This is a genomic window from Melioribacteraceae bacterium (assembly GCA_035362835.1).
Classification (GTDB): Bacteria; Bacteroidota; Ignavibacteria; order Ignavibacteriales; family Melioribacteraceae; genus DSXH01.
On sequence record DAOSDY010000001.1, the window covers coordinates 316324 to 342425 of the forward strand.

The window sequence follows — 26102 nt, forward strand, 5'->3', positions numbered from 1 at the left end:
TCAGACAATACTCGATTTTTTCTTCATTTTCTTAACCTGAAACAGGTATGCAAGAATCTGCGCAACAGCTTTAAATAATTTTGCAGGTATAAAGTCCCCCACGTCGCATGTTTTATATAATGCGCGGGCAAGATCTACATCTTCGTACAGCGGAACATTATTTTCCGCGGCAATTTTCTTAATCCGTTGGGCAAGTTCATCAAGGCCCTTTGCAACTACTTTGGGAGCCGCGTCTTTATTCATATCGTATTTTAAAGCAACCGCTACGTGGGTCGGGTTTGTAATAATCACATCCGCTGTAGGAACATCCTTCATCATTCTGCTTCTTGCCGCAAGAACCATCTGTTTGCGGATTCTCGATTTGATCTGCGGATCACCTTCAAGCTGTTTGAATTCCTCTTTTACCTCGGTCTTTGTCATCATCATCTGTTTTTTGAACTTATACTTCTGGAATAAAAAGTCGACCGACGCAATAACAGCAAAGAAAAGAATTATTTTCCAGACGAGAGTAAAGGCCGAATCGAACATGAACTCAACAGTATCTTCTATGCTTAAATCTATAAGATAGGTAGTATCTTCGATCATTTGTGCGATGATGAAATAAGTAAAGAGAGAAATAATTACAAGTTTAAGAACCGATTTAGTGATTTCAACATAGGAATGAGACGAGAAAAAGATTCTCTTAATTCCGCTAAACGGATTAAACTTGGAGAGGTCCAGCTTAAACGCTTTCGGTGCAAATTTAAATCCGATCTGTGAAATATTACTTATTAAAGATATTATAACAATTCCTGCAAGGATCGGAAGCATAAAAGTGAAAAAGAAGAGAGCCCACTTAAGAGCATAGGTTTGCAGAATTGTCTTGGATAATTCCAGAGAATTGAGAGAACTGAAAATACCTTTTGTAAAATCCCCGAGGAGCTCACCGGTAAAATTCTTTGTGAGGAAAATGAGCAGAAGTCCGAACCCGAACACGGCGAGAGAATTTATCTCGGTGCTTTTTGCAACCTGACCTTTATTGCGGGCATCGATCAGTTTCTTAGAGGTCGGATCTTCGGTTTTTTCCTGTCCGTCAAATTCTGCCATACTATATGCTCATACCTTTTATCATTTCCATTAATCGGCTCTCGTATCCCTGCAAAAGATTTTTAATTGCATAAACATAGAACGGGACAAGAGTAATAAGCATCGTAAAACCGAGCCCTATTTTAAGCGGCTGCGAAACAAAAAATATCTGAATATTCGGTATCACACGTGCAATAATTCCCTCTGCAAGATGAACCAGGAAGAATGCCACAAGAACAGGTGATGCTATTTTTATTGCTATTGTAAAAACTGCAAGCGAATATTTTGTTATAAGAGTGAATACCGGTTCATTGATCGTATACTTTGCAATCGGGATTACTGAAAAAGATGCAACCAGCCCAGTGATAATATAGTGGTGACCGTTTATAAGAATGAATAAAAGAACCGTTCCAAAAAACAGAACCTCTCCAATAACATTATTCTGGCTGTCTTCAAAAGGATTCAAAACTTCTGAAAACATAAGCCCCATATCGAACCCGATAAGGTGACCCGCAAAAGAGATTCCCCAGAAAACGAAATTCAGAATGAATCCCATAATCAAACCGGTGATAATTTCCTTAATCGAGTAAATTGCAATAGTAGCCATATTTATATCGAACCGGACAGAACTTTTATCAATTGTAAAAAAAACAATGTAAGCGATTATAAGGGATAAACCGATTTTAACAAGAGGCGGAATGGTTTTATGACCGAATATCGGCGCTGCGAAAAGCATCGATGAAATTCGCAAAAAAACGAGAAGAAATATCACAAAATCGTATACCAGTATTTCGGTCATTTTAGAATCGTAAGAAACAGTGTGAACATTCTGGTGGTTAATGAAACTAGTTTATCGATAATCCACGGAAGAAGCAGAATAATAACGGCCGCCGTAGCAATCAGTTTTGGTACAAATGTAAGCGTCATTTCCTGTATTGAAGTGGCTGCTTGAAAAATTGAAACGAAAATACCCACTATAAGAGAAACGCCAAGTACCGGAAGCAGAATTATAAACACAGTGTAGAATGCGTCTTTAAGAACTTCTATGATCAATTCTTCCGTCATTACTGAAAACTCCGAACTAATGATCCGATAATTAAATTCCAGCCATCGACAAGTATAAAAAGCAGAATCTTGAACGGAAGCGATATCATCATAGGCGGCATCATCATCATACCCATCGACATAAGAATACTCGAAACAATCATATCAACCATTATAAAGGGAATGAACATAAAGAACCCGATTATGAAACCGGTTCGCAGCTCGCTCAAAACGAATGCCGGTATAAGAATGTAAGTTGGTAACTCGTCACGGTTCTGAGGTCTTTCGATATTAGCAAGTCCTACGAACAATTCGAGATCTTCCTCCCGGACATTTTTAAACATAAACTCGCGAATCGGTTCTATTCCTTTGTCGTAGGCTTCGCTTACTTTAATTTTATTATCCATAAGCGGTTGGAGAGCTTCGTCATTCACCTTATTCCAGGTTGGAGCCATAATAAAAAATGTAACAAAGAGTGCAATACCGGCAAGGAGCTGTGACGGCGGCATCTGCTGTGTACCGAGCGCATTTTTAAGAAAATGAAAAACAATTATTATTCTAAGGTATGCTGTCGTCATAATTACAATCGACGGGGCCAGCGAAAGAATAGTCATCAAGAGCAGTATCTGAAGAGTAGTGGAGACATCATTTCCATCCTGAGCGGTACCGACCTGAAGATCAATCTTTGGAAACGGAATTGATGTGCTCTGCTGAGCGGCTATATCCTGTGAAAGAAATGCTATAAGACAAACAAGTAAATACAGAATCAGTTTCTTATTCATCGCATTCCCAGATTCTGTTTTAATATCTCTTTGAATGTCTGTTTTAATTCACTTTGAGGAGCTTGAATTTCATCAGATGAATCAAAGTCATATTCTTTAATCAACGAGATATTTCCCTCGCTAATACCGAGAAGAAGTAGTTTATCTTCAACTCTCACAACAGACAGGTATTTCTTCGGGAGAATAAGATGATTATTCATCACCTCGATTTTAAGAAGATTCGACTTGTTACGGTTAATAGAGAACGAGTACTTCCGTATCATTATAAGGGCGAGAAAAAGGAGGCCCAGAATTAACAGAAGCGGTAGAATCGTATTTACAATATCCATAAATGACATTAATAGATATCCTTTATTCTTTGAGCCGGGTCAACCAGGCTGGTTATACGAATACCGAAGTGCTTATCGATAACAACAACTTCCCCTTCAGCAATTTTTTTATTATTAACGAATACATCAACAGGTTCGCTGGCCAGTTTTTCAAGTTCAATCACATATCCGCGTTCGAGTTCGAGTATATCCTTAATCTGCATCTGGGTTCTACCCAATTCTATATAGATATTCATCTGAAGATCTTTCAGAAATCCGAGTTTCTCGTCAGCGCCCGGAATGGAACGGGTTGAACTGTCGAACTCCTCAAATTCTGCGAGGGAGCCGTTTAATTTCCCTTTATCTTCGTTGTTCTCATCCAATAATTGATTTTCGTTATTGATTTCGTTCATAACTTCCTCAGTATGATTTTTTTTCTTCTAAAATTTTACGAATTATTTTAATTGCCTTATGATTATTTACAATACCCGATCTGCCGGTGAAAAGAATACGGCCTTCCGTTTTCACTTTATGTTCGTCGTCAATCTTTGTATCAAGTCTTATTACGTCGCCTTTTTCCAGACTCATCAATTCTTTTATGGAAAGTCTTGCCGTACCGAATTCAACCTGAATTGGTATATGTGTTTTTGTAAGATGATTTGTAATCACTTCTTTAGAAGTAACTCCGTAATATTTGGTGGCACGTATTGTTGACAGCTTCTGGGTATTGATCTTAGCCAGAATGTTATCGAAAGCGAATGTAGCGAAGCATACATTCATCAGATAGGATTGTTCACCGATCATTATTTCGAATGAGATCAGGAGGACGGATTCACTCTGCGATGTAATCTGAGCAAAATCGATATCCTGTTCAAACCGGTCGAATACAAATTCAAGGTTATCAACGGTCTGCCATGCCTTTTTAAGATCGAACATCACTCGGTCAACTACTACTCTTAGTACTTTCTGTTCAATCGGAGTAATTACCTTTAACTGTTTGGAGCCGATACCGCTTCCCCCGAGCAGTTTATCAACAAGCAGAAATCCAAGGTCGGTATTAATTTCAAGTATTCCTTTGACGTCGGTATCTTTAATATCAAACGTAAAGAGACATGCGGGATTGGAAACAGAAAGCATATATTCCGAATAATAGATCTGGTCTACCGAAGCAACATTAATACTTACTGCGTTTTGAAGTTTAGTAACTAGGAACTGGGAAAAACTTTCGGCAAAGTTTTCGCAGATATTTCTGATTATACGGAGTTGATTTTTCGAGATTCTGTTGGGGAGTCTGAAATCGAACAGAACAATTTCCTTTTCAACCGGTGTTTCCGTTTTCTGATCGGTGCCGCTTTTAATATTATTAAGCAGCGCATCAATTTCCTGCTGTGATAAAATCTCTGCCATAATTATTGTAGAATATATTTACTGAAATAAACGTTGTTTATTTTTATATGAGGCATCAAACGGTTTAATTTCTGCGTTATCTGCATTCTTAAAGTATCACGATATCCGGAATTCCCAAGTTGAATCATATCTTTACTGCTGAGTACGGAAATGATAGCATCTTTAACAAGAATTTCTTTGTCTTTCAATTCTGAATGGGATTTTTCACTTGGAAGGTCAAAACCGAGTGAAGAAAGAAGCAGTCTTTTTCCATCTGTACCCGCGGGATTAATTATAAGGTCGTCGACAACATAGATATATTTTCCCAGATCGGGATTGGAAATTGTATCTTCCGCCGGAATACTGGTCGCAACGGAGTCGGTTTCAACCGGAGTTGAGTGTGATTGAATTTTCGGTATAAGTATGTTAGCAGTGATAAAATAAACACCAACTAGCTGAACAATAAATAACGGAAGCCCAATGGCTAGGAATTTAATACTAAACCCTTTTTTAACAGGGGCTTCTTCAATTTTCTTCTCTTCCGGCTGCTCTACGATTTTTTCTTCTTTTGTGTTTTCCATAGTGGTCATAATTTTTCAATTATAATGCCACAGCAAAACCCTTAAAATCCTCAAAAAAACCGAAAAAGGAAGTTAAATCTGGCTAATATTGAACAATTGATTGAATTTCGAGAGGTTTATTAGGAAGCCCCCCTCCCGGTATTAAACCGGCAGAGGGGCTAAGGGATCATTTAGAATTATCTGATAAGGTTTGTGATTTCCTGAAGAAGATTATCGGCCGTTGTAATGACTCTCGCATTTGCCTGGAATCCTCTTTGAGATACGATCATACGTGTGAATTCCTCGGAGAGATCAACGTTCGATTGTTCAAGCGCACCCGACTGAACAGTAGTACCGCTCTCTTCGCCGAGACTGGTAATTCTAGGTTCGCCGCTGTTTGCATAGGCGGAGTACATATTATCACCAACGCTAATCAAACCGTTCAGGTTGTTGAATGTTGCAACCATTACCTGTGCTAAATTTCTTGAACTACCGTTCGAAAAAATACCGACTATATTTCCATACTGATCGATATTTATATTCGATAGAGAAGCCGAAGGAGAACCATTCTGCGATAATGCACTAACAACGGAGCTGGAGGAAGTCTGAGTTACACCGCCGAAACCAGAACCGAAATCGAGATCGATTACCGCGGTATTTGCACCGCCTTTAGGTACAAATGTTAACTGCGGGTTATTCGGAGAAATATTTGCCGGGTCGATGGTACCGTCTGCATTAAATAGGATAGTTCCGGAAGTAGAAAGGGGCTTTCCGTCTATTGTGCTCTGACCGGGTACGCCTGCTGTCCATGTCCATAAATTATCGTCGATCTTTGTAAACTTCAAGGTTACCTGGTGTGAAGTACCCAGAGAATCAAACATCGTAACCGAACCACTAACAACGTTTGGTATTCTGTTATTGTCTGCGGAAACGCTGAGTGTTTGTGTACTTGAATTCTGAGTTACAGTTGTTGCATCGAATACAAAGTCGATATTTGAAGTTGGAATATTAACTCTGTTGTTTGTACCGTCGAATTCAGCAAGCGAAGCGGCATTAAGAGTGAAAACACCGGTTCCGTCGTCTGCGTAAACCAGATCTTCAATTGAGCCGCTGTCTAATTCGGTACCTTCTTCATCTTTCAATGACCAGTTCAGGTCGTAAGTATTATCAGCCGTTTTTTCATAGGTGATATCGAAAGTAAAAGGATTGCCGTATTCGTTATAAACTGTAGCAACGATAGGAGAAGTTGAATCGCCAACATCAAGAGCTGAAGAGTTGATATTTCCTCTCTGGATAACTCTCTGAGTGCGTGTTAATTCGGAATTACTTTTAAGGTTACCGCCCCATTTGATGTTGGTAGTTGAAACTGCCGGCAATTTAAGGTTAGTATCGATAACAATATCTTCAAGATTGTTGCCCGGAGGGATAACGCCTTCTGCGCTTGCAACCTTACCCTGAACAACAGCACCGTTCTGCGGACTAACAAGTTTTCCGTCTGCGTCGAAAATAAATGCGCCTGCTCTTGAAAAGAAGCTCTGGCCGTTGCTTTTAAGAACAAACATACCGGAACCCTGGAGACCGAGATCAGTTGTAATTCCGGTTCTTTCAAATGTACCCTGGTTCCAGTTGCGATCGATTGAATTGATTTTCATACCAAGGCCTACCTGGAATGAGTTGGTACCGCCTGTTGTTTCGGTCGGATTGGTACCTGCTTTAACAAATTGATTAAAAGTATCGCTGAATGTTACGCGCGAGCCCTTGAAGCCGATTGTATTAACGTTGGAAATATTGTTGCCGATTACATCCATCATGGACTGATGATTACGTAAACCGGATACACCTGCGAAAAGTGAAGTTAAGAGTGCCATTTTTTCCTCCTAGGATTGACCCGGCGTCTGTCAGTCGGCCGGATCTGGAGCGTCCTTGGAAGGTCCCGCTCCGTTATGTTTATTGTTGTTTAGTTAATATGCAAATACTACACTGTCGATGTTGGTAAAAACATTCTCATTCGAACCGCTAACTTCCATAGCAGTAACTACAGTTTTGTTCGGAATATTTACGATAAAGGCGGTATTATCCATCATTACCAGCGAATCTTTGGATCCTTTCAATTCGGCTTTTTCGACAGCGGATTGAATTTTTTCAATATCTGTCTCGCTTAGCTGAATATTCCTTGATTCAAGTCTTTTAATGGCATGATTGGAAAATTTGACCTTTTCCAGTTCCTCTTTGAAAATAGAATCGAATGAAGAGGAGACCGGATCGAACTGTTTTCTTACAACTTCCTGGTTACCAACAATCGGGATAAAAGGGACAGATACCCCATTGATCTCTGTCATTCATTACCTCCATTGTTTGATCTATTTAATATTTCCAGAATATCTGATATTGAATATTCGGCTCCCCCAACCAAGAGCATCGAACCGTTTTCGGTAAACCTGACTCCATCTATAAGTCCGAGCTTGTATGTTGAGAGAGTCATCTTTTCACCGCCGATATTATATGCTTCAACTTCAAACGTATAATCACCATTATTAACTTTGTTACCATTATTATCGGAAAGATCCCAGGAAACTTTACAGGTGCCGGCTTCAACAGATCCGTCAATCATCCGGACAATATTTCCATTCTTATCGGATATTTTAATTACAACCGATTTTGCTTGAACCGGTAGATTATAGCCGATATCGATACTCTCCTGACCAACCGCGCTGATATTATTTCCACTTATCTTAACTTCCTTTCCGATCAGGTTTGCAACCATTGTATTATTTATCGATTGGGTCAGCAAATAATTTACGTCCATACTTTTGGTTATAGAAGAATTAAGGTTAGCCAGCTGTTCAAGCGAGCTGAACTGGGCCAGCTGTGATGCATATTCGGTACCATCAAGCGGATTAAGAGGATCCTGATTTTTCAATTGCTGAATCATCAGTTTTAAAAAATCATCTTTACCTAGCGTCCCTTTATTTTCCTTAACTGTTCCTGTTGCAGATGTATTTATAATTGAATTAACCATCGCAAATTCCTTATGCTAAATACTCGTATGTGTTATAACCCATCTTTTTAGTGCCGGACAAGTCTTCGCCACTTTCAATCTTTGGCCCCGTTTGGCCTGAATAGTTTTTCCGTTTACCGGTAAAGCTTTTTTGGGCTCTTGATTCACCGCTGCCCAAATTGATATTGATAGTACTTACTGTTATACCGTTACTTTGCAAATTATTTTTAAGCTGGTCGAGGTTTGACTGAATAGCCTGTTTAACCTGCTCGTTTTCAACTTCTATACTTGCCTGCAAATTACTCTCCACATAATCCACTACCAGTTTCACAGTTCCGAGATTCTTCGGTGTAATATGAAAAGTGATGCTCTGTTTTTCGTTTGTATTAAGATATTTGTTTATCTCTGTTATGATTTCGTTCGACTTGATTTTTTTGACTGATTCCGAAAACAATCCTGCTTCCGAAATAATCTTTTCACCTACGGGATTTTCAATTTTATTAACACCCTTATCAAAAGCAACTGTGCTAACATTCTCATGTGATTTCATCGATTCCTGCTTAATTCCCGCACAGGCATCATTTTTTATTATGTGCTCGAAATTCTGCTTACCTTCAACTTTATTAGTTGTATTGTTTTTTTGATCGGTATCAGTCGATTTAGAATTATTATCTTCCTGCCTGGAGAATGCCTTATCACCTGACTCCATTTCCGGATCGGATACCCGTTCTTGATAATCACTCATTGCAGAATGATTTTTTTCTATAAACGTTTTACTTTCATTTGGAGGATTGGGAAATTTTTCAGGATCAACATTTTCGGATTTTCCTGCTAAACTTGATTCTTTTTTTACAGAACTATTAACCGGTTCGGGCTTTACATTATTTTTGCCGGAACTGAATTCCCGGATACCGGAGAAAACATTTCCTGCATTTTCAACAAAATCTTTTTCGGTAAATATTAAATTATTATCGACTGATTTTTTTACCTGATCGGAATTATCTTTTACAATAGAAGCGGTTTTAATTTCAGGTAACTGGGAGCCGTATGAATTGAGTTCTGTAATCTTTCCTGAAGACTCTATTTTTATTGCCCTGAGGTATTCTGCACCATTAATTCTTTCTGTTCTAAATAGATCATTTTCCTTATTCTGTTTTTTGCTATCAACTAGAATGAGCTTGCTTTCTTTTATAGAATTCTCCTCACCATCGTTTATGGTTTCAGAATTTGTGCCGGACGTTTTGCTGAGATTCAATTCTTCGGCTGAATTTTCAGTAAGATTTCCCTGGACCTTAAATTCCCCTTCTTCGTAATTGTATTTGCTCAAGAAGCTGCTGATCTCTTTGGATGTTTTAATATCCAGAATAAACGGTCCTTTATGCTTAGGAATTGATGTTTCTGATTTATTATTCGATTCGGATTGAATCACTTCGATACGGTATAGTCTTGCTGTTTCCCCTTTTTCGTTTACAGTATCAGATAATTCATCGTATCGATTTCTATTTACTTCGATATTTTCATGGCTTTTAAGTACTTGATTTTCCGATACTGAATTTTCCGGCTGAATACTGTCTTGTGGTATATTTAACTGATTTTGCAAAGTCGAATCAGTATTTTCAACTGAGACTTTATCCGGACTAGTTAACGGTTCAGTTGAGTTTATGGGAGTATTAAATTTATTATTGGGAATTGCAATAAGGTTGTTTTCAATTGCCGACACTTGTAAAGAGATTTTGTCGCCGCCGGATTTCAGCACGAATTTTACAGCATCATGATTAATTAAAGCGGATTTAATGGTTTCTAATGAAATTGTCCGCTCAATTGAATCCCCATCACCATCATCGCCCGGCTGTTCTAAATTGTCTGATAATTTTGGAGGCTCTTGTCCGGGACTATTAATATCAATACTATTATTCAAGATATTCTGCAAACCTTCTATAAAAGCGATCAGTTCTTCTTCATTTACGGACTGTTTAGTGGCAGTAATATTTATATCCTGCAGGTGATAAAGATCCTGTGAAAGAAGATTTTCGCCGGAGGATTTGTGAATAATACCGGCCAGTTCTTCAAGAAGCTCATGGTTTACGGGAATGGTAATTTCTAAATCGTTAATATTAGCAAGTAATTGATCGAGTGAGTACTTGTTGGAATTATTAACTCCCGGAGAATTTTCCTCGGCAAATACATTAATTATATCCGCAAAGAGATGAGTCGTCTCTGGATTTGAGCTATTCAATGCATTAAGTAATCCAGCATCATTAGTAAGTTTATCAAAAAATAAAGGATTCAAATTCATTTTAGATTAATAATTCTATTTGCCAGTTCAGGTTTAAATTCTGCTATTATTTCGGCTGCTTTCTTTTTTTTCATCGAGTAAATAATGTCTCTGGCTATATTATCGTTATAACCCTGAATTATTTTAGCGGCTTTTTTCGAATCCATAGCTTCATATAGCTTTACAGAGTTTTTTACCCATTTATTGTAGACACTGTCGTTAACACTTATGACAGACTGAGAGATATTTTCAGGACTATCCGGGGAAACCGATTTTTCACTTAAAAGACTTACCTGTTCCTTCAGTTTATTAATCTGCTCGGCAAGTACATCTGTATTATCTGTAATAGTTGAAGCACTGATTTTGAGGTCGGCCGTATCCGCTGGTGAGGCTCCGGTCTGATTCATTGCAATTGAAGAATCGGGAGGAGCCGGTTTTTCTGGAGTTTCGGCTTCCCGGGTTACATCAGTAATAGTAGAATCTTTTTTAGCCGGTTCCAGGCCGGAATCGACTGGTGTAAAATCGAGTACAAAAATATTTTTATAAGTCGAAGCACCGTAATACATTGCGCCCGTTACCATAAAAAAGGCAATCAGTAAAATCAGCACATAAATCAGTTTGTCTTTCATCATCCTTTCCTTATAAAATTACTTATTGCTATTTCATTCATTTGCTTTAATTCTTCCCTGCTGCTATCGAATAAAAACTCTTCCATTTTATTTTCCTTAAGCGTTTCGAATGTTTTAAGCTCTTTCTTCTTCTGAATCAGTTCGGATTGTTTCTGTTCCTTTCTATGCTCAAGTTCCATTATTTTTTTGTCGATGTTCGATATCTCTTTTTCAATTGTTTTTATGTGAGCACTTGCACTTTTGAATTCGTAAATCCTTATCTGTCCGCTGGTAATGGTTTCATAAAGATTTTTCTTTTTATCAATAAAAGATTTTTTTTTGTTAATTGAGTTTTCAATCTCTCTATCAATAAGCGAGATTTCTTTTAATATTTTTTTTTCAAGAACTACCTTTATTCTGATTATCTGATCGAATTTGAAAATAAATTTCGACACAACGCATCAATGATTTTTTAATTCAATAATGTGAGATAATTTTTCCACAGTATCGTTATAGGCGGCCTTTTCCAGGATTTCCTGTTTCAGAAAAGATTTAAGATGACCGATTTTAGAAATCGCTTTATCGATATGCGGATTACTCCCTTTAACATAAGCGCCGATATTTATAAGGTCTTCTGCCTCCCTGTAGTTGGCCAGAATCTCATTAAAGTTCATCACCCTCGAATAATGATCCTGGTCCACTATATCGGGCATAACTCTGCTTACACTCTGAAGGGTATCGATAGCGGGATAGTGACCTTTATTTGCCAATTTTCTGGAGAGTACAATATGCCCGTCGAGTATTGATCTTACAGCATCTGCGATCGGTTCAATCATATCGTCGCCATCAACAAGGACAGTATAAATTCCGGTAATTGAGCCTTTATCGGAATTGCCCGTTCTTTCAAGAAGTTTAGGAAGCAGCGCAAATACAGAGGGAGTATAGCCTTTCGAAGTGGGAGGTTCTCCAATTGTAAGACCGATTTCACGTTGAGCCATTGCGAATCGGGTAACAGAATCCATCATCAAAACTACATTCAAGCCGAGGTCCCTGTAGTATTCAGCTATGGTTGTTCCGACATAGGCAGCTTTCATTCTTAGAAGAGGAGATTTATCGCTTGTAGCAACGATAACAACCGAACGTTTCATACCCTCCTCGCCTAGGTCGCGTTCAATAAACTCTCTTACTTCTCTACCCCGTTCACCGATGAGAATAATAACATTGACATCCGAGCTTGAATTTCTTGCTATCATACCAAGAGTAACGCTCTTGCCCACTCCGCTACCGGCGAAAATACCGATCCGCTGACCTCTTCCGATCGTGAGAAGTCCGTCGATCGCTCTAACACCTGTCTGGATCGGAGTAGTAATTCTTTTTCTTTCGAGCGGATTAGGCGGTTCCCTGTGTGCATCTCTAACTGATGAGTATCTGATTTCACCTTTGCCGTCGATCGGATTTCCGAGTCCGTCTATAACACGGCCGAGAAGCTCTTTGCCCAATCCAACAACAAATTTTCTTCCGGAAGCTTTTATTTCACACGCCGGCGAAATGCTGTTTACCTCGCCGATAGCAATCGATAAAACTTTTCCATCCTTAAAACCAACCACTTCGGCTTTGCAGAGTTCTCTACCGTTCTGATCGATAACCGAACAGATCTCCCCCATAACAGCATTAGGACCGGCAGAAACAATTACAAGTCCCACAACATCCAGAACCTTTCCGTTTACTTTTATAGGATCCGATGCGGTTATTACAGCCTGGTATCGATCCAGTATTTCGTCTGCAATTGTCATTCTTTATCCGGTTTCAATGCTTTCATCAAGTTTTCTTCTTAATTCTTCAAGCTGGGTTGAAATTCTGGCATCAACATTACCGATTTCTGTTTCGATAAGGCAGCCGCCCGATTCAATTTTTTCATCCTCTTCAAATTTTATTTTATTAAAGGAGCTGCTGTTAATCAGATTCCTGCTGTAACTATTGAGTTGAGCAAGATCTGAAGGATTGAATTTTATTCTTACTTCATTTGCGCCTACAACTTTAGCAATAGCGTCTTTAACGACCTGATTGATTATGGTAACTTCCTTAATCTCTCTCTGGATTATTTTCCGTGCGAGTTCAACGGCTGTGCCGATAGCAAGCCGCTCATAAGTTTGTTCATATTCTTTGAGACGTTGATCGTATGCTTCGAAGAGATGATAAACCTCTTCGTATTTTTTATAGAGCTTATCGGAATAATCCTTATCCAGGTCCCGTCTTAGTTTCTGCTGTCCATCTGAAAATCCTTTGTTATAGGCCTCCTCAAGCTGCTTTTGCAGAGGTACGGAGTCTTCAAAATCAGTGCTGTTTTCGAATATTGCGTTCGATTTCACATTCAGTTTTGGAGCAGAACTTAGCCGGAGAGTACTAGACATAAACTTCCTCCGGTCCGCCTCTCAGGTTCAATGAAATCTGGCCGGCTTCTTCAAGTGCTTTAATAATATCGATAATTCTGGCCTGAGCATCCTCAACTTCTTTCAATTTTACCATACCCATATACTGCAGTTCTTCTTTAAGAAGGTCGGCTGCACGTTCGGACATATTCTTAAATATTTTTTCTTTCAATCGCTCGTCAGCAATTTTAAGTGATAGGGCAAGATCTTTTCTGTCAACCTCCCTAAGAATTTTCTGAATATCTTTATCAGCAATATTTACGATCTCATCGAATATGAACATAAGTCTCTTCACCTGATAAGAAGTATCAGGATCCTTTTCCTCCAGTTTAATAAGAATATCTTTTGTTATTGTAACATTAAGTCTGTTCAGAATACCTGCAAGGCATTTAGGTCCGCCGAGTTTACCGACAGACTGGCTCATAGAGAGGCCGGCAATATCATCAACAACGTGTTCAATCTGTTTGAGTGTTTGAGGAGCAATTTTCCCAAGGGTTGCGATTCTGTGAGCAACATCCAGTCTCAGATCCTCCGGCAATTCTTTAAGGGCGTTTGCAGTCTGATCCGGACTTAGCTGCGAAAGTATAAGAGCCATTGTCTGGGGATGTTCCTTATTCAAGAAATTGATCAGCTGTGCCGGTTCGGCTTTTTTAAGAACGTCAAAACCCTTTAAAGTCGTGAGCCGTTTAACTTTATCTATTATTTCATGAGCTTTAGGAATACCAAAGGATTTTTCGAGTAGGGATTGAGCAAAATCGAGGCCTCCTTCAAGAACATATTCCCTGGCCGTAACCATGTTATAGAATTCATCAATTACATTATCCACCGTTTTAGAGGGAATGTTTTTAACCTTTGTAATTTCAGCGGACAAAGATTCGATATCAGTCGGATCCAGATACTTAAAGACAGCGGAGGCGGCTTCAATGTTGAGTGCAACCATCAGCATTGCGGCTTTCTGCATACCGGAGATATCTTTTAATCGTTCGTCTTTTACTACTGCATTAGATTTCATCTTCGTGCATCCAGGCATTTATTAGTTTAGCTGCGTCGAGAGGATTCTTGGCAACATAGTTAATTATTTTATCGTGCTGATTCTTCTTTAATAAAGCTTCGTCCGATATTTCATCTTCAATATCGCCGAGCGGAAGGATTTTTTTCTTAGGTAAATTAAGCTGTTGATTGAATACAGTTTCCTGCTTGGGAGTAAGAACCGGTGCCGGTGTTGCTACTGCAAGTTCGCCTGGATTGAATGTTCCGATAACAATTTTCTCGTTCTTCAATTTTTTCATAAGACTCTTCAGTACAAACAGAGAGGAGAGAATAGCAAACAGAATCATCGCCAGTTTAATCCACTCATCCGTATTAGGCATTAATGAATGCGACTCATCAAGTACAATTTCGTCCACCTGTTTTTCTTCGAACGGAATACTTACTAGCGAGAACTGATCGTTCCTGTTAACATTAATACCGACGGCATTTTTAATAATCTCTTCAAGTTTGTTAAGTTGATCCTGCGGGCGCGGTTCGTAGAGAGTTTCGGTCTTTCCATCCTTAGTAATTTTCTTGGGTATATCGTTTACAACCGCGGCAACGCTTAATCTCTGAATATTTCCTGATCCTTCAATCACTTTCTGAATAGTTTTACTGATTTCATAATTAGTAAGCGAGTTCTCGTTGGCATTTGCTGACGAATCGCTGGTTGTAACACCGGAATTATTCGATTTAATAGTCTGTTCACTTATGGCTACCTGAGAATCGGGATCGTACTGTTCCATTGTTTTTTCGACCTGATCGAAATTAAGATCCGCATTAACCTGAACCATTGCGTTTCCATATCCGAGCACATTATCGAGAATCGATTGAGCTTTCTTTGCCAGATGATTTTCGACCGACTGTTTAATTTCATACTGTTTGGAAGAGGCATACGCGAGCGGCCCGTCCTCACTTTCGTTGGAGAGAATCCTGCCCTGTGTATCGATAATTGAAATTTTGCTTGCAGGTAACCCTTCCACGCTTCCGCATACAAGATTTACAATAGAAGTTATATTTTCCTTAGAAATGGCGGCATTATTTTTAAGTTTCAGTACGATGGAAGCCGATGGAAATTTTTCTTCTTCCTTAAAGATTGTTTTTTGAGGAATAACAATATGAACTCTAACGCCAGAGACTCCATCAAGCTGCGCAATGGTACGTGCGAGCTCCCCTTCCATAGCGCGTTTATAATTAATCTTCTGCATAAACTCCGACATACCCATAGTCGACTTGTCAAAAATTTCATACCCAATAACACCGGAGCTTGGAATTCCCCTGCCGGCAAGCGCCAGTCGCGCTTCGTAAACTTTTTCTTTAGGTACTTTGATAGTCTGGCCATTATCGTCGATCTTATAAAGGATTTTCTGACCTCCCAGATAGTCGACTACTTTTGAAGCATCCTCTGCGGATAATCCGGAATATAAAGTTGAATAACTCGGTTCATTCATAAAAAAGAGGAGAATTATAAGCAATGCAATTGTAAGCAGGACACTGCCAACCATCATGAACTTTTGTTTTGGATTCAACTTATTGAAGATTCCGAACAGAACTTGAATTGGATTATTATTCATAATTATAAAGGCATCCTTGTTAATTCTTTATACATATCGATTGTTTTATTTCTTATTTCCAGAAGCAGTTCGAGACTGGTTTTGGCTTTTTCGCCGGCGATCATAACTTCGTGGAGTTCGACACCGCTGCCGGAGACAAAATCTTTTACCGACTGCTCGGAAGCTTTCTGAGCACTATTAACGCCACCCACCAGGTCGTTAAGAGTTTCAGCGAAACCAGAGACAGCGTTATTTTTCTTTAGCTGGCTTAACGGATCCGGGTTAAACTTGCCGAGTAATTCAATTTTCATTTTATCCTCTTCTGTCTATTAATGAACCAACCGTAATACCTGCGGCTTTACCTTTCGGATTATAAAATTCATAGTTAATTATTTCGCTCTTCTTTTCAGGATACAATTTCGCAAAGAAGTTCTTTTCGGAATCGGTTATCGGAGCATTTTGAGGTTTCTCTATGTTTGTCCTGGATTGAGTTCTATCAATGTAAGATGCGTTGTAGTTACCGAAGGAATTGGTATTAATTTTCATTCTATATCTCCAGTGAATCTTTGATCATTTGTTTGGATGAATTAAGTGCAGTAAGATTTGCTTCGTAGCTTCTGGTGGCGGCTATCATTTCAACCATCTCGTTCAACACATTAACATTCGACATCTGGACGTAACCTTTTTCATCGGCATCGGGATGCTCGGGCATGAAGATCACTTCGCCCGGTTTTGAATCAACAGTTTCATTTAATTCCAGACCGCCCGATACAGAAGGCAAAGAAACTGATTTTGGATCATTTGCGCTCATGTGGCTCGAGTTTTTTGTATTGAGTTTAAGGAGTTGACCTTCCATAGAAAGATTAGTAGCAAAGCTGTTCTGGTTCTCTTTAACATTAAGAACTTTTCTCTGATATGCCTGGCCGTCGGCGGTTCTGACTGAATCCGCATTGGCAATGTTCTGCGAAATAAGATCCATTTTTTTACGCTGGATACTCATTCCGCGGGCGCTAATTCCAAGTCCGAATAGACTTCCGAATTCTTTCAAAATCTACCTCCTCCTTTAATTACGTTTTGAATCCCCCTGTAATAATCGCCCACTTTCTTAGAAGCGAACCTGAATCGGAGTGTATTCTCGGCCAGTTCCGACATTTCCCGATCAATGTTTACATTATTGATACCGGTCGACATTTCCCCGTCTTCATCCATAACTACATTGAAATTGGACTGGTTTTCCACCGGGCTATTGAGAGCTGAAAAATGTTTTGTACTGGAAGTCCTTAGGCCGGAATTTACTTTTTCATCGAGAAGATTTTTGAATTCAACATCCTCGCGCTGGTAACCTTCAGTTCCTACATTTGCGATATTCTTAGAAATTACTTTATTCTTTACCGCGCAATAGTCTAAAAGGTTTTGAAGTAATTTTACAGATGACATAATCCTCTTGGATTTTTTTATTATAACTACCCAAAAGGAATGCCACAATTAAGGGGTGAATTTAGTTGAAATGCGGGTGTTTTAGAGGCCGGGATTGGCTAATAATAAACACTTGTAAGTTATTACTCAGAGTAATCCAGGATAATGCTCTTGGTTTGACCGCAGGAACAGACAAATTTAATCTCTTTTACGTTATCGGCAGCGTCTTTCTTAAGATAGATTTTAACCCCATCATGTTCATCCTCTTCCAGTGAAATCCTGGTATGCCCTTTAAGGTCCAGGTCTTTTGCTTTAATCAGATTGCCGCTCTGGATTGAGTTTTTTGTATATATATCTTTTAACAAAACATCTTCGAAATGATTAGCCATTTAAACCACCTTATTAATAATTTCTGGAATTTTTTCTAATGGTAGAATATTATCAGCAAAACCGGCATCTACAATCGCTTTGGGCATGCCATAGACAATGCAGGTCGGTTCATCCTGAGCAATTGCATAACCGCCCAGACTTTTCAAATTTTTTATGGCTTCAAATCCGTCCTTCCCCATCCCTGTCATTATAACACCGAGAGTATGTTTGCCGTACAAACCGACAACCGAATTGATCATTACATCGACCGAAGGCCGGTGAAGAGTTGTAGAGGGTTCAGATGAAATTACAATCTGATTGGAAGCCATTCCATTTTTTCTTATAGTCATATGGAAACCGCCGGGTGCAATATAGACTGTTCCGTTCTGAACGGGCTCTCCATTCTCAGCTTCCTTTACATTCAGCTTGGATAATAGATTTAACCTGTCCGCAAGAGATTTTGTGAACTTCGGCGGCATATGTTGAACAATGAAAATCGGGACATTTATCCTTTCGGAAAGAACGGGAATAATTTTCTGAAGAGATAACGGACCTCCGGTAGATATACCGATAGCTACTGCTTTAAATCCGATTTGCGGAATCTGACTTTGAGGTTTTCTTACAACCTCCTGCTGCCCTGATTTACTTATAGATCTGAGCCGGTTTAATCTCTCTTTAATGACTTTCTGTTTAACGATCTCTTTTACTTTGGAGATCAGATCTTCCTTGATCTTCGTAATATTTACATTGACGTAGGAAAGTTCTTTGGGAATAAAATCGACGGCACCGAGTTCAAGCGCTTTTAAAGTTGAATCGGCTCCCTCTGTTGTTAAAGAACTTACCATAATTACAGAAGTGGGACACTCGTTCATTATCTTTTTAAGAGCCGTAAGACCATCCATTACGGGCATTTCAATATCGAGTGTTGCCACATCCGGTCTCAGGTTTTTGACCAGTTCTAATCCTTCCTGACCGTTACGTGCGGTACCAATTACTTTTATATCAGGATCGCTTTCCAGCATAATAGAGAGGGACTTGCGCATAAATGCAGAATCGTCCACAATCACAACAGAAATTTTACGATTCAATTCTTTTTCTCAGCTTATTGAATAATTCGTTAATGTCCAGGATTATTATAACCGTACCATCCCCCATAATAGAAGAACCAGCTATTCCGTCAATCTTCCCTAAATAATCACCCAAGGATTTAATAACAACTTCCTGCTGACCCACCAGCTGATCCACTTTAATTCCGAATCTTTTTTCAGCAATTCCAACTTCTACTATATACTGCCAACCGCTATCATTGTGACCGTTACCGTTATTACTAATCAACTCATCAAGCGAAATAATAGGGAGTATTGAATCTCTTAAGTGTACAACCTCCTTTCCGTTGATAGTTTCAATATCGCTTACACTCACTCTAAGAACTTCAATTACAGAATGGAGCGGAATAACAAAAGTCTGACCGTGTGCTTTTACTATCATTCCGGAAATTATCGCAAGCGTTAAGGGGAGTCGTAAAATCATTGTTGTTCCCTTACCGACTTCGGACTCAACAGAGATAGTACCTCTCAACTTTGCAACGTTAGTTTTAACCACGTCCATTCCGACCCCGCGTCCCGAAACGTTAGTAACCACTTCGGCAGTTGAAAATCCGGGATGGAAAATAAGATTATATGCCTCCTGTCTGGAAAGTTCTTTTACTTTTTCACGGGAAATAAATCCTTTGGAAACGGCCTTCTCTTTAATCATTTCCGGATCGATTCCCTTTCCGTCGTCGATTACTTTTATGGCAATATTATTTCCTTCATGTTCGGCCGAAAGTATTACTGTTCCTTTTCTTTTTTTACCTTTGGATTCTCTAACGTCAGGTGATTCAACTCCGTGATCAATTGCATTCCTTATCAGGTGCACAAGGGGGTCGTTGATTTCTTCAATCAGGTTTTTATCTACTTCTGTTTCCTCGCCGTTAATTATCAATTCCACTTCCTTATTAAGGTCTTTGCACATGTCTCTAACGACCCTCGGGAAACGGTTAAAAACCTTACCTATTTTAATCATTCGCAACTTCATAACAACAAGCTGGAGCTCACTCGTCATAAGGTCGATCTGTTTGGTTGCATCTCCAAGATCTTTAGCAAATACGCTTCCTTCGTTTTCGAGTGAATACTGTGAATTCAGCTGTGCAAGCCGGTTCCTGCCAAGCACAATTTCCGATGCAATATTAAGAAGAGCATCGAGCCGGTCGATATCAACACGAATTGTATTATCAGCCTTTTTATTATCCTGGTGAACTTGCCTGATAGTGTTTTCTTTAACAGGTAAAACAGATTTAGTCACATCCGGTGTCACAGATTCACCGATCTGAGCCTCTTCAATTATTTGAATCTCAGAATTGATTTCAGTCTGATCGGGTGAATTGATATTTTCATAAAGTGAAACAAGTTTTGCAATCACATCTTCAACTTCAATCTCTTCATTCTTATCGTTCTCAATAACAAGGAGAAGTTCTTTAATTGTATCGTAACCGAGGATAATTCCATCCATCAGGGAGGAGGAAAGTTTGGCTTCACCTTTTCTAAGTTTATTAAGGATATCTTCGCATTTATGAGTAACCTCGGGCAGTTTTTCGAGTCCCAGGAATCCCGACGTCCCTTTTATAGTATGGAAAGAACGGAAGATCTTATTAAGCAGATCGACATCATCAGGGCTCTTCTCAAGAAGAATCAGGTCTACATCCAGCTTTTCCAGAATTTCTTTTGTTTCGAGGAGAAAGCTCTCAACAATTTCCTTCATTTCGGGATCAACGAGCATCGGGTTTTGCATAATATTATCCATTATTTTGAGAACAATTTGTCAATCTCATCCTGCGAAGTTTTCAGGTTTGAATCGAAAAGCTGATTAGCGAGTTCCTGTTTGTGAGTATTTTTTTCGTATCTGGCATCAGGATTAAAAGCTACATCATGGTTTGAATCAGAATCTTCCTCATTATCATTAAGTTCAGCAGGACTTTTGCGGCTCAGATCGCTCATCAGTTTAGAAAGACGCTTCTGAACCGACTGAATAAGGTGATTAACGGAAGCAAGCTGCTGGGAAGTAATATCCTGAACCTGAAGGGATAATGTAATATTATTGGAATCCGTTTCGATCTTATTTACAATGCCTTCCATAAGGGTAACTTTTGTCTCAAGTTCATCTATACTTAGTCCCGTCTGTAATGAGCTGAATTCACCGTTCATATTTGCAAACTGATTACCGAAATTTTCGAGTGCAACACGCTGATTAAAAAATCCGTTTTTGAGGTCAGCAAGTTCATTTTTAATTTTTGAGAGGTCCATCGACATAGAATCAACAATATCCAGAATTTCGCTGGTTGCAATTTCGGTAGCATTGGTTACGCTGTTAATCTGGCTGGCAGCTTTAGGAATTTTACTTGCGCTGTCCTGAATGGAATTATTTACATATTCCATTAGGGGAACTACATCTCGCATAAAATCGATTATGCTCTGAATTACGGGAACAATTTTCTGCCCGAATACGAAGAACGATTTAAGTTCTCCCAGTTTTTCAAAGACCTGATCCATTGATGAATTATTATCCATTGAGATTCTCCGTTTAAGCACTTGCCATAATTTGATCGATTTTCTCCCTCAAAATCTGGGGAGTGAAAGGTTTTACAACATAATTATTTACCTTGGCCTGCAGAGCTTCTACGATATCCTCTTTAAGCCCTCTGGTAGTAACCATTAAAATCGGGAGTTTTGCGAATTTATCGCTGGAGCGAATACTTCTAACCAATTCGAGTCCCGAAACTTCAGGCATATTCCAATCAGTTATAATAAAGTTAATCGACTCATCGGAGGAAAGTTTTGAAAGAGCTTCTTTCCCGTCCCCCGCTTCAACAAACGCTTCGTACCCGATGGCTTTTAATGAGTTGGCAACAATTCTTCTCATTGTTACCGAATCGTCTACAACAAGGAATTTAAGTGTCATTTTTACCTCTAGTTCAAATATTTAGCTACTTCGTAAATAACTCGTTTAGGATCAAACGGTTTTATTAAGTAAGAATTTGCACCGCATTCAAGCCCCCTCTGAATGTCATCGGTGCTGCCGAGAGACGACAGAACAATTATTGGAAGATCTTTGAATTCAATATTCTCCCTGATTGAACTGATCAATTGAAATCCGTCAACATTTGGCATGTTCAGGTCGGTAATCACGAGATCGATTTTATTATTAGGAATTTTCTCTAAAGCTTCCATCCCGTCCGAACATGAAATAATTTCATATCCTTTAACAGTCAATGCCACTGAAACAAATTTGCGAATTGTGGGGGAATCATCTGCAACAAGAATTACCCTTTTCATTGAATTTACTACTCCTTTTTATATCCTACAGTTTTAGGAAAGCTAACAAGGTTGAAAGCTTTAGAGATACCCTGTAAAGTTTCCGAATACCCTATGAATAAATAACCACCCCTGTTAAGTGAATTATAAAGGTGATTAACTACTTTTATTTTTGATGCTGTATCGAAATAAATAAGAACATTTGCACAGAAAATCAGATCGAAATTGATCATTGTTTTCATCATAAAATCATCGTACAGATTAAGAATTTTAAACGTTGCCATTTTTTTGATTTCAGGAGCAACTTCAAAAAGGCCTCCGTTATTTTTGAAATATTTTTTCAAATAGTACGGGGGTGTATTCCTTATTGAATAATCCTTGTAAACTCCCTGATTTGCGGTTTCGATAATTGCAGAACTGATATCAGTACCGATAATCTCGATTTCCATATTGGGATACTTCGGTTTAACAAGATCCTGAAATACCATTGCGATAGAATAAGCTTCTTCGCCGGACGAACTTGCGGCGCTCCAGATTCTTAGTTTATTCCTGTTAAGGATTGTCCTATTTGCTATAAGGGCCGGGAATATTTGGGAAACCAGAGCATCCAATTGTGGCTGGTTCCGGAAAAAGAATGTTTCGTTGATGGTAATTGCTTCGTAAAAGTACCTTTTTTCTTCAGAGAAGCCCGATCCACACGATTTTAAAATCGCAAAATATTCTTCAAAACTTTTTAGACCCAGGAATGTAATCCTTCTCTGAAGACGGCTCTCCAGCAGATATTTTTTATTATCCTGGAAATAAATTCCCGTACTGTCGTATATATACTTTCTTATCTCCTGAAATAACGAAATAGACATAAACATCTGCTTGGGTAGAGATGGATTCATGCTCCTGCTTAAATCCGGCAATTTCAATTCTGTAATTTGATTCATAGCCCGTTATTTTGAAATAGGATAGATTTCATTAATATTTTGATTATTAAGTAATTCCTGTACTCTTTCTTTTATCATATCCTCGCCATCTTCGGATAATTTCATCAGAGCCTCTTTAGCAGTACTGTTGTTTATGAATTCCAACAGTTCGACAAGCCGTAACCGGTTCCATATATTCTCATCACTAATCATCGATTCAATAAATAAAAGAGCCGATTCGCTATCGAGAAGAAACAGGATCTCCATGCTGGATCTTCTGACTTCTTCGTCATGGTGATTCAGGAATTCACTTGTAGTATGGATCATGTTTCTTTTTTGAATTAGAGTAAGATCGCTAGTTTCAATTTCGGAAATAAGGTAAGACAATAAAGAATAGAAGAGATTGAGAACCTGCTTCAGTTTATCAGTACAATTACTCAGAATTCTTTGATATTCCTCGAAAAAGTATTCCGGATTTCTATAAATCTTGGTTCGTATAATTTCATCCAGTTCATCATCGTCCCCGAGAAACTTAAGACTTTCTACAAGTATGTCTTTGTCATTAAAAACATTTATAAGTGATAGAGCTGTTTTTTTATGTTCGGGGGCACCTTCCTGCAGCGTATACATCAGGAGATTTTTCATCTTATCGTCGAAAGGAATATCCAGGCTGTATTTTTCTTTTAGAATAAAAAGAGAAGTAATGAGAGGCCAGACAAGAGGCCCATGAATGTTCGGGACCTGTTCCAGCAGGAAGAAATAAGTATCCACATCGCCAACAAAGCCGAGGCTTTCAAGAATAGAATATTTTGTTAAATCGTCTTCTTTTAGAAATTTTTCGAGAAGGAAGCTGCATGCTTTCTGCGAGCCGATTTTGCCGAGGGCTTCCACAATAAAGGGTTTGTACAACTCGCTCCTGTCGTATAAAAGCTGCAGAATATCGATAGCTTCCTGGTTCCTGATATTTCCAAGTGCTTCTATGCAGGCAAGAATAACGTTATCGTCTTCGGTCGATCCGAGAATTCCGAGAATGTGATCTGCCGTTTTATTGCTTCCGATAAGTCCAAGAATATCGATAATAAATTTCTGGTCGTCGCTGTTCTTTTCGCAATTGTAATCGATGAGGGTCTGAACCGATTTATGTCCAAGGGCAATCAGTAATTCTCCGGCCAGATTTCTAAGAGTAATATCCTTCGATGAAATGCAGCCGACCAGATAAACCGGAGCTTTATCGGGTTTATGAGTAAGAATTAATTGTGAAGCGGCATTTCTTACTCCTTTATCAGGATTACTTACGGCATTACAGACGGATTCAACAAAATCATCAATTTTGTCCAGGTTCATTAGATAATCGAGTGCATCCAACAATGCTTCGGTTGACCGACTTGCAAGCAGATTAAGTATATCCGGTTTGCTCAATTTTTTTTCTTCCATATAGCAGCTTCTATTTGTGCTCGGTTATTAATTCAATTAGTATGCCTAAAAAAGTATACCATTATTGAATGAAAACAATTAATAATTGTAAATGTGTTTGTTTAATATTAGCCAGTTGCGAATTTTCCTCCAGATTATTATCGGATGAATGATGAAAAGATTTAACAAAAAATTGTATTTTATACCTGCTATTTTTCTGTTTAGGGGGGATTTTGTTATTACCGCTTGAAAACAACTCTAAAAAAAACTCTTTTCCTTCCGATAATACCTTTAGTAAAAGCCTGAAAAAGGACTTAAATAAGGACTGTTTGAGGACAGTTTATTCTTCCAATTTTTCTGCTGTGAATATGCTGAACACTGATGAATTACAGAGTCTTTCTCAATCTGCGGATAACCTGGTCCTGCCACAGCACAGTGTGAGATTCTTGCAAAAAATCCTGAACTCAATAGAAATTGGATTGATAATTTCCGATTCAAACGGTGATTTTGTTTACTGGAATAATACTGCCCTGGAACTTCTAGATTTGAACCTTGCTGATTTTACAAAACAGAATGTCTTCGATTTGATAAATCATATACAGAACAACAGTATATTCGATAATAATCTGAAGATTTCTTTGTCCTCGCTGGTTTATTCTGAAGATAAGCTTCTGAATACCATAATCAGGTTTAAAAAGAAAAAAGAGATAGCCCTAAGGTCTCACCCGCTTTCTTCTTCACAGAGTATATACCGTCAGTGGATCTTCTGGGATATAACAGAAAAATCGGGCGCGGGTGTAATTCCGGATATCTTAACAGTTGAGGATGAGATTCAGCTTTATAAGCAAAAATCGATGATGGTCAGCAATATCAATACTTCACTTGAGAATAAAATTGAAAAGCTGATTAAAGAAAAAAACGAAAGAGAGATTCTGCTTTCAATTATTGCTCACGATCTTAAGAGCCCGTTTCAGGGAATACTCGGTACTTTTTCAGCATTAACTACATGTTTTGATGAACTGCCTGTTGACGAGATAAAAACTTATACAACATATGCGCATGCTTCTGTTAAAAGATTATATTCACTTGTTGACGGTTTACTTGAATGGACGAGGCTTCTGTTAGGTCAGGTTAAGTTCAATCAGACACGATGCAACTTGAACTATATAATGATGAATGCTCTCAATTACTTCAAAACACAATATGAGACTAAAGAGATTCAAATAATAAATTCTATTGCAGATAATATTGAGATCCTCGGTGATGATAATATGATCAATGCAATCTTCAGAAATCTTATATCGAACAGCATAAAATACTCCAACCGCAGAGGGACAATAACCCTATCGAGTGAGGTAAACAACGGATATGCAACAGTTTTAATAGCCGATCAGGGAACGGGAATAAGCGAAGAAATAAAGCACGATCTTTTTAAGCCCTCGGGCCATACGACTACTAAAGGGACAGAAGAAGAAGAGGGATCCGGATTCGGACTACTCTTATGCAAGGAAATGATGGAATGGCACAACGGTTCTATCAGTTTTGAAAGTCAGTCCGGCAAAGGAACAACATTTAGATTGAATTTTCCATTGTTAGCATAGATG

31 protein-coding genes are annotated in these 26102 nt (G+C 38.7%); 1 reads left to right on the forward strand and 30 read right to left on the reverse strand.

What is annotated here, in order from left to right; translation table 11 throughout:
• From flhB to PLZ15_01690, 30 genes are all read right to left on the reverse strand, one after another.
• On the reverse strand, positions 1-1086 hold the full coding sequence (gene flhB, locus PLZ15_01545) for a flagellar biosynthesis protein FlhB (GenBank protein ID HOI28414.1): 1086 nt from the start codon (positions 1084-1086) through the stop codon (positions 1-3).
• Between the two features lies 1 nt (position 1087).
• Positions 1088-1864: a flagellar biosynthetic protein FliR gene (gene fliR, locus PLZ15_01550; protein HOI28415.1), complete on the reverse strand. Its 777-nt coding sequence runs from the start codon at positions 1862-1864 to the stop codon at positions 1088-1090.
• The gene (gene fliQ, locus PLZ15_01555; protein HOI28416.1) at positions 1861-2130 is read right to left on the reverse strand and encodes a flagellar biosynthesis protein FliQ; all 270 of its coding nucleotides are present in this window, start codon (positions 2128-2130) and stop codon (positions 1861-1863) included. Before fliQ ends, fliR begins: the two co-directional genes overlap by 4 nt.
• A complete protein-coding gene (gene fliP, locus PLZ15_01560) occupies positions 2130-2891 on the reverse strand; it encodes a flagellar type III secretion system pore protein FliP (GenBank protein HOI28417.1) in 762 nt (253 codons plus the stop codon). Before fliP ends, fliQ begins: the two co-directional genes overlap by 1 nt.
• The gene (locus PLZ15_01565) at positions 2888-3229 is read right to left on the reverse strand and encodes a flagellar biosynthetic protein FliO (GenBank protein ID HOI28418.1); all 342 of its coding nucleotides are present in this window, start codon (positions 3227-3229) and stop codon (positions 2888-2890) included. The genes fliP and PLZ15_01565 overlap by 4 nt, the downstream gene beginning before the upstream one ends.
• Positions 3229-3612, reverse strand: coding sequence for a flagellar motor switch protein FliN (fliN, locus tag PLZ15_01570; GenBank protein HOI28419.1), 384 nt, complete (start codon positions 3610-3612; stop codon positions 3229-3231). The genes PLZ15_01565 and fliN overlap by 1 nt, the downstream gene beginning before the upstream one ends.
• A 7-nt stretch (positions 3613-3619) precedes the next feature.
• Positions 3620-4606 carry a flagellar motor switch protein FliM gene (gene fliM, locus PLZ15_01575; GenBank protein ID HOI28420.1) on the reverse strand — a complete coding sequence of 329 codons (987 nt, stop codon included), beginning with the start codon at positions 4604-4606 and terminating at the stop codon, positions 3620-3622.
• 2 nt (positions 4607-4608) lie between these two features.
• Positions 4609-5166 carry a flagellar basal body-associated FliL family protein gene (locus tag PLZ15_01580; protein HOI28421.1) on the reverse strand — a complete coding sequence of 186 codons (558 nt, stop codon included), beginning with the start codon at positions 5164-5166 and terminating at the stop codon, positions 4609-4611.
• Positions 5167-5342: 176 nt separating this feature from the next.
• A complete protein-coding gene (locus PLZ15_01585; GenBank protein HOI28422.1) occupies positions 5343-7013 on the reverse strand; it encodes a flagellar hook protein FlgE in 1671 nt (556 codons plus the stop codon).
• Between the two features lie 93 nt (positions 7014-7106).
• Entirely contained in the window at positions 7107-7484 is a 378-nt protein-coding gene (locus tag PLZ15_01590; GenBank protein ID HOI28423.1) for a TIGR02530 family flagellar biosynthesis protein, read from the reverse strand.
• Positions 7481-8164 (reverse strand): flagellar hook capping FlgD N-terminal domain-containing protein, encoded by a 684-nt coding sequence (locus PLZ15_01595; GenBank protein HOI28424.1) that lies wholly within the window; start codon positions 8162-8164, stop codon positions 7481-7483. The genes PLZ15_01590 and PLZ15_01595 overlap by 4 nt, the downstream gene beginning before the upstream one ends.
• A gap of 10 nt (positions 8165-8174) precedes the next feature.
• Positions 8175-10433, reverse strand: coding sequence for a flagellar hook-length control protein FliK (locus tag PLZ15_01600; protein HOI28425.1), 2259 nt, complete (start codon positions 10431-10433; stop codon positions 8175-8177).
• A gap of 2 nt (positions 10434-10435) precedes the next feature.
• Positions 10436-11047 (reverse strand): hypothetical protein, encoded by a 612-nt coding sequence (locus PLZ15_01605; protein ID HOI28426.1) that lies wholly within the window; start codon positions 11045-11047, stop codon positions 10436-10438.
• Positions 11047-11481 carry a flagellar FliJ family protein gene (locus tag PLZ15_01610; GenBank protein ID HOI28427.1) on the reverse strand — a complete coding sequence of 145 codons (435 nt, stop codon included), beginning with the start codon at positions 11479-11481 and terminating at the stop codon, positions 11047-11049. Before PLZ15_01610 ends, PLZ15_01605 begins: the two co-directional genes overlap by 1 nt.
• A 6-nt stretch (positions 11482-11487) precedes the next feature.
• Positions 11488-12819 carry a flagellar protein export ATPase FliI gene (gene fliI / locus PLZ15_01615; GenBank protein HOI28428.1) on the reverse strand — a complete coding sequence of 444 codons (1332 nt, stop codon included), beginning with the start codon at positions 12817-12819 and terminating at the stop codon, positions 11488-11490.
• 3 nt (positions 12820-12822) lie between these two features.
• Positions 12823-13437, reverse strand: coding sequence for a FliH/SctL family protein (locus tag PLZ15_01620; GenBank protein HOI28429.1), 615 nt, complete (start codon positions 13435-13437; stop codon positions 12823-12825).
• Positions 13430-14467, reverse strand: coding sequence for a flagellar motor switch protein FliG (fliG, locus tag PLZ15_01625; GenBank protein HOI28430.1), 1038 nt, complete (start codon positions 14465-14467; stop codon positions 13430-13432). The genes PLZ15_01620 and fliG overlap by 8 nt, the downstream gene beginning before the upstream one ends.
• Complete coding sequence (gene fliF, locus PLZ15_01630; protein ID HOI28431.1) at positions 14457-16058, reverse strand: flagellar basal-body MS-ring/collar protein FliF; 1602 nt, start codon at positions 16056-16058, stop codon at positions 14457-14459. The genes fliG and fliF overlap by 11 nt, the downstream gene beginning before the upstream one ends.
• 2 nt (positions 16059-16060) lie before the next feature.
• Positions 16061-16348, reverse strand: coding sequence for a flagellar hook-basal body complex protein FliE (gene fliE / locus PLZ15_01635; protein HOI28432.1), 288 nt, complete (start codon positions 16346-16348; stop codon positions 16061-16063).
• A gap of 1 nt (position 16349) precedes the next feature.
• Positions 16350-16583, reverse strand: coding sequence for a hypothetical protein (locus tag PLZ15_01640; protein HOI28433.1), 234 nt, complete (start codon positions 16581-16583; stop codon positions 16350-16352).
• 1 nt (position 16584) lies between these two features.
• Positions 16585-17085, reverse strand: a complete 501-nt coding sequence (gene flgC / locus PLZ15_01645; protein HOI28434.1) for a flagellar basal body rod protein FlgC — start codon at positions 17083-17085, stop codon at positions 16585-16587.
• Entirely contained in the window at positions 17082-17474 is a 393-nt protein-coding gene (gene flgB / locus PLZ15_01650) for a flagellar basal body rod protein FlgB (protein HOI28435.1), read from the reverse strand. Before flgB ends, flgC begins: the two co-directional genes overlap by 4 nt.
• 122 nt (positions 17475-17596) lie before the next feature.
• A complete protein-coding gene (locus PLZ15_01655) occupies positions 17597-17842 on the reverse strand; it encodes a hypothetical protein (protein HOI28436.1) in 246 nt (81 codons plus the stop codon).
• Positions 17843-18910 carry a chemotaxis response regulator protein-glutamate methylesterase gene (locus tag PLZ15_01660; protein HOI28437.1) on the reverse strand — a complete coding sequence of 356 codons (1068 nt, stop codon included), beginning with the start codon at positions 18908-18910 and terminating at the stop codon, positions 17843-17845. It abuts the gene before it with no gap.
• Positions 18900-20651 carry a chemotaxis protein CheA gene (locus tag PLZ15_01665; protein HOI28438.1) on the reverse strand — a complete coding sequence of 584 codons (1752 nt, stop codon included), beginning with the start codon at positions 20649-20651 and terminating at the stop codon, positions 18900-18902. Before PLZ15_01665 ends, PLZ15_01660 begins: the two co-directional genes overlap by 11 nt.
• 11 nt (positions 20652-20662) lie before the next feature.
• A complete protein-coding gene (locus PLZ15_01670) occupies positions 20663-21427 on the reverse strand; it encodes a protein phosphatase CheZ (protein ID HOI28439.1) in 765 nt (254 codons plus the stop codon).
• Between the two features lie 13 nt (positions 21428-21440).
• A complete protein-coding gene (locus PLZ15_01675) occupies positions 21441-21818 on the reverse strand; it encodes a response regulator (protein HOI28440.1) in 378 nt (125 codons plus the stop codon).
• A gap of 8 nt (positions 21819-21826) precedes the next feature.
• Positions 21827-22192 carry a response regulator gene (locus PLZ15_01680; protein HOI28441.1) on the reverse strand — a complete coding sequence of 122 codons (366 nt, stop codon included), beginning with the start codon at positions 22190-22192 and terminating at the stop codon, positions 21827-21829.
• A gap of 8 nt (positions 22193-22200) precedes the next feature.
• Positions 22201-23061 (reverse strand): protein-glutamate O-methyltransferase CheR, encoded by an 861-nt coding sequence (locus PLZ15_01685; GenBank protein HOI28442.1) that lies wholly within the window; start codon positions 23059-23061, stop codon positions 22201-22203.
• A 51-nt stretch (positions 23062-23112) separates the two neighbouring features.
• Positions 23113-24519, reverse strand: a complete 1407-nt coding sequence (locus PLZ15_01690) for a hypothetical protein (protein ID HOI28443.1) — start codon at positions 24517-24519, stop codon at positions 23113-23115.
• Positions 24520-24866: 347 nt separating this feature from the next.
• On the opposite strand from PLZ15_01690, the gene PLZ15_01695 reads away from it, so the two are divergent.
• Positions 24867-26099: an ATP-binding protein gene (locus tag PLZ15_01695; protein ID HOI28444.1), complete on the forward strand. Its 1233-nt coding sequence runs from the start codon at positions 24867-24869 to the stop codon at positions 26097-26099.
• The last annotated feature ends 3 nt before the right edge of the window (positions 26100-26102 follow it).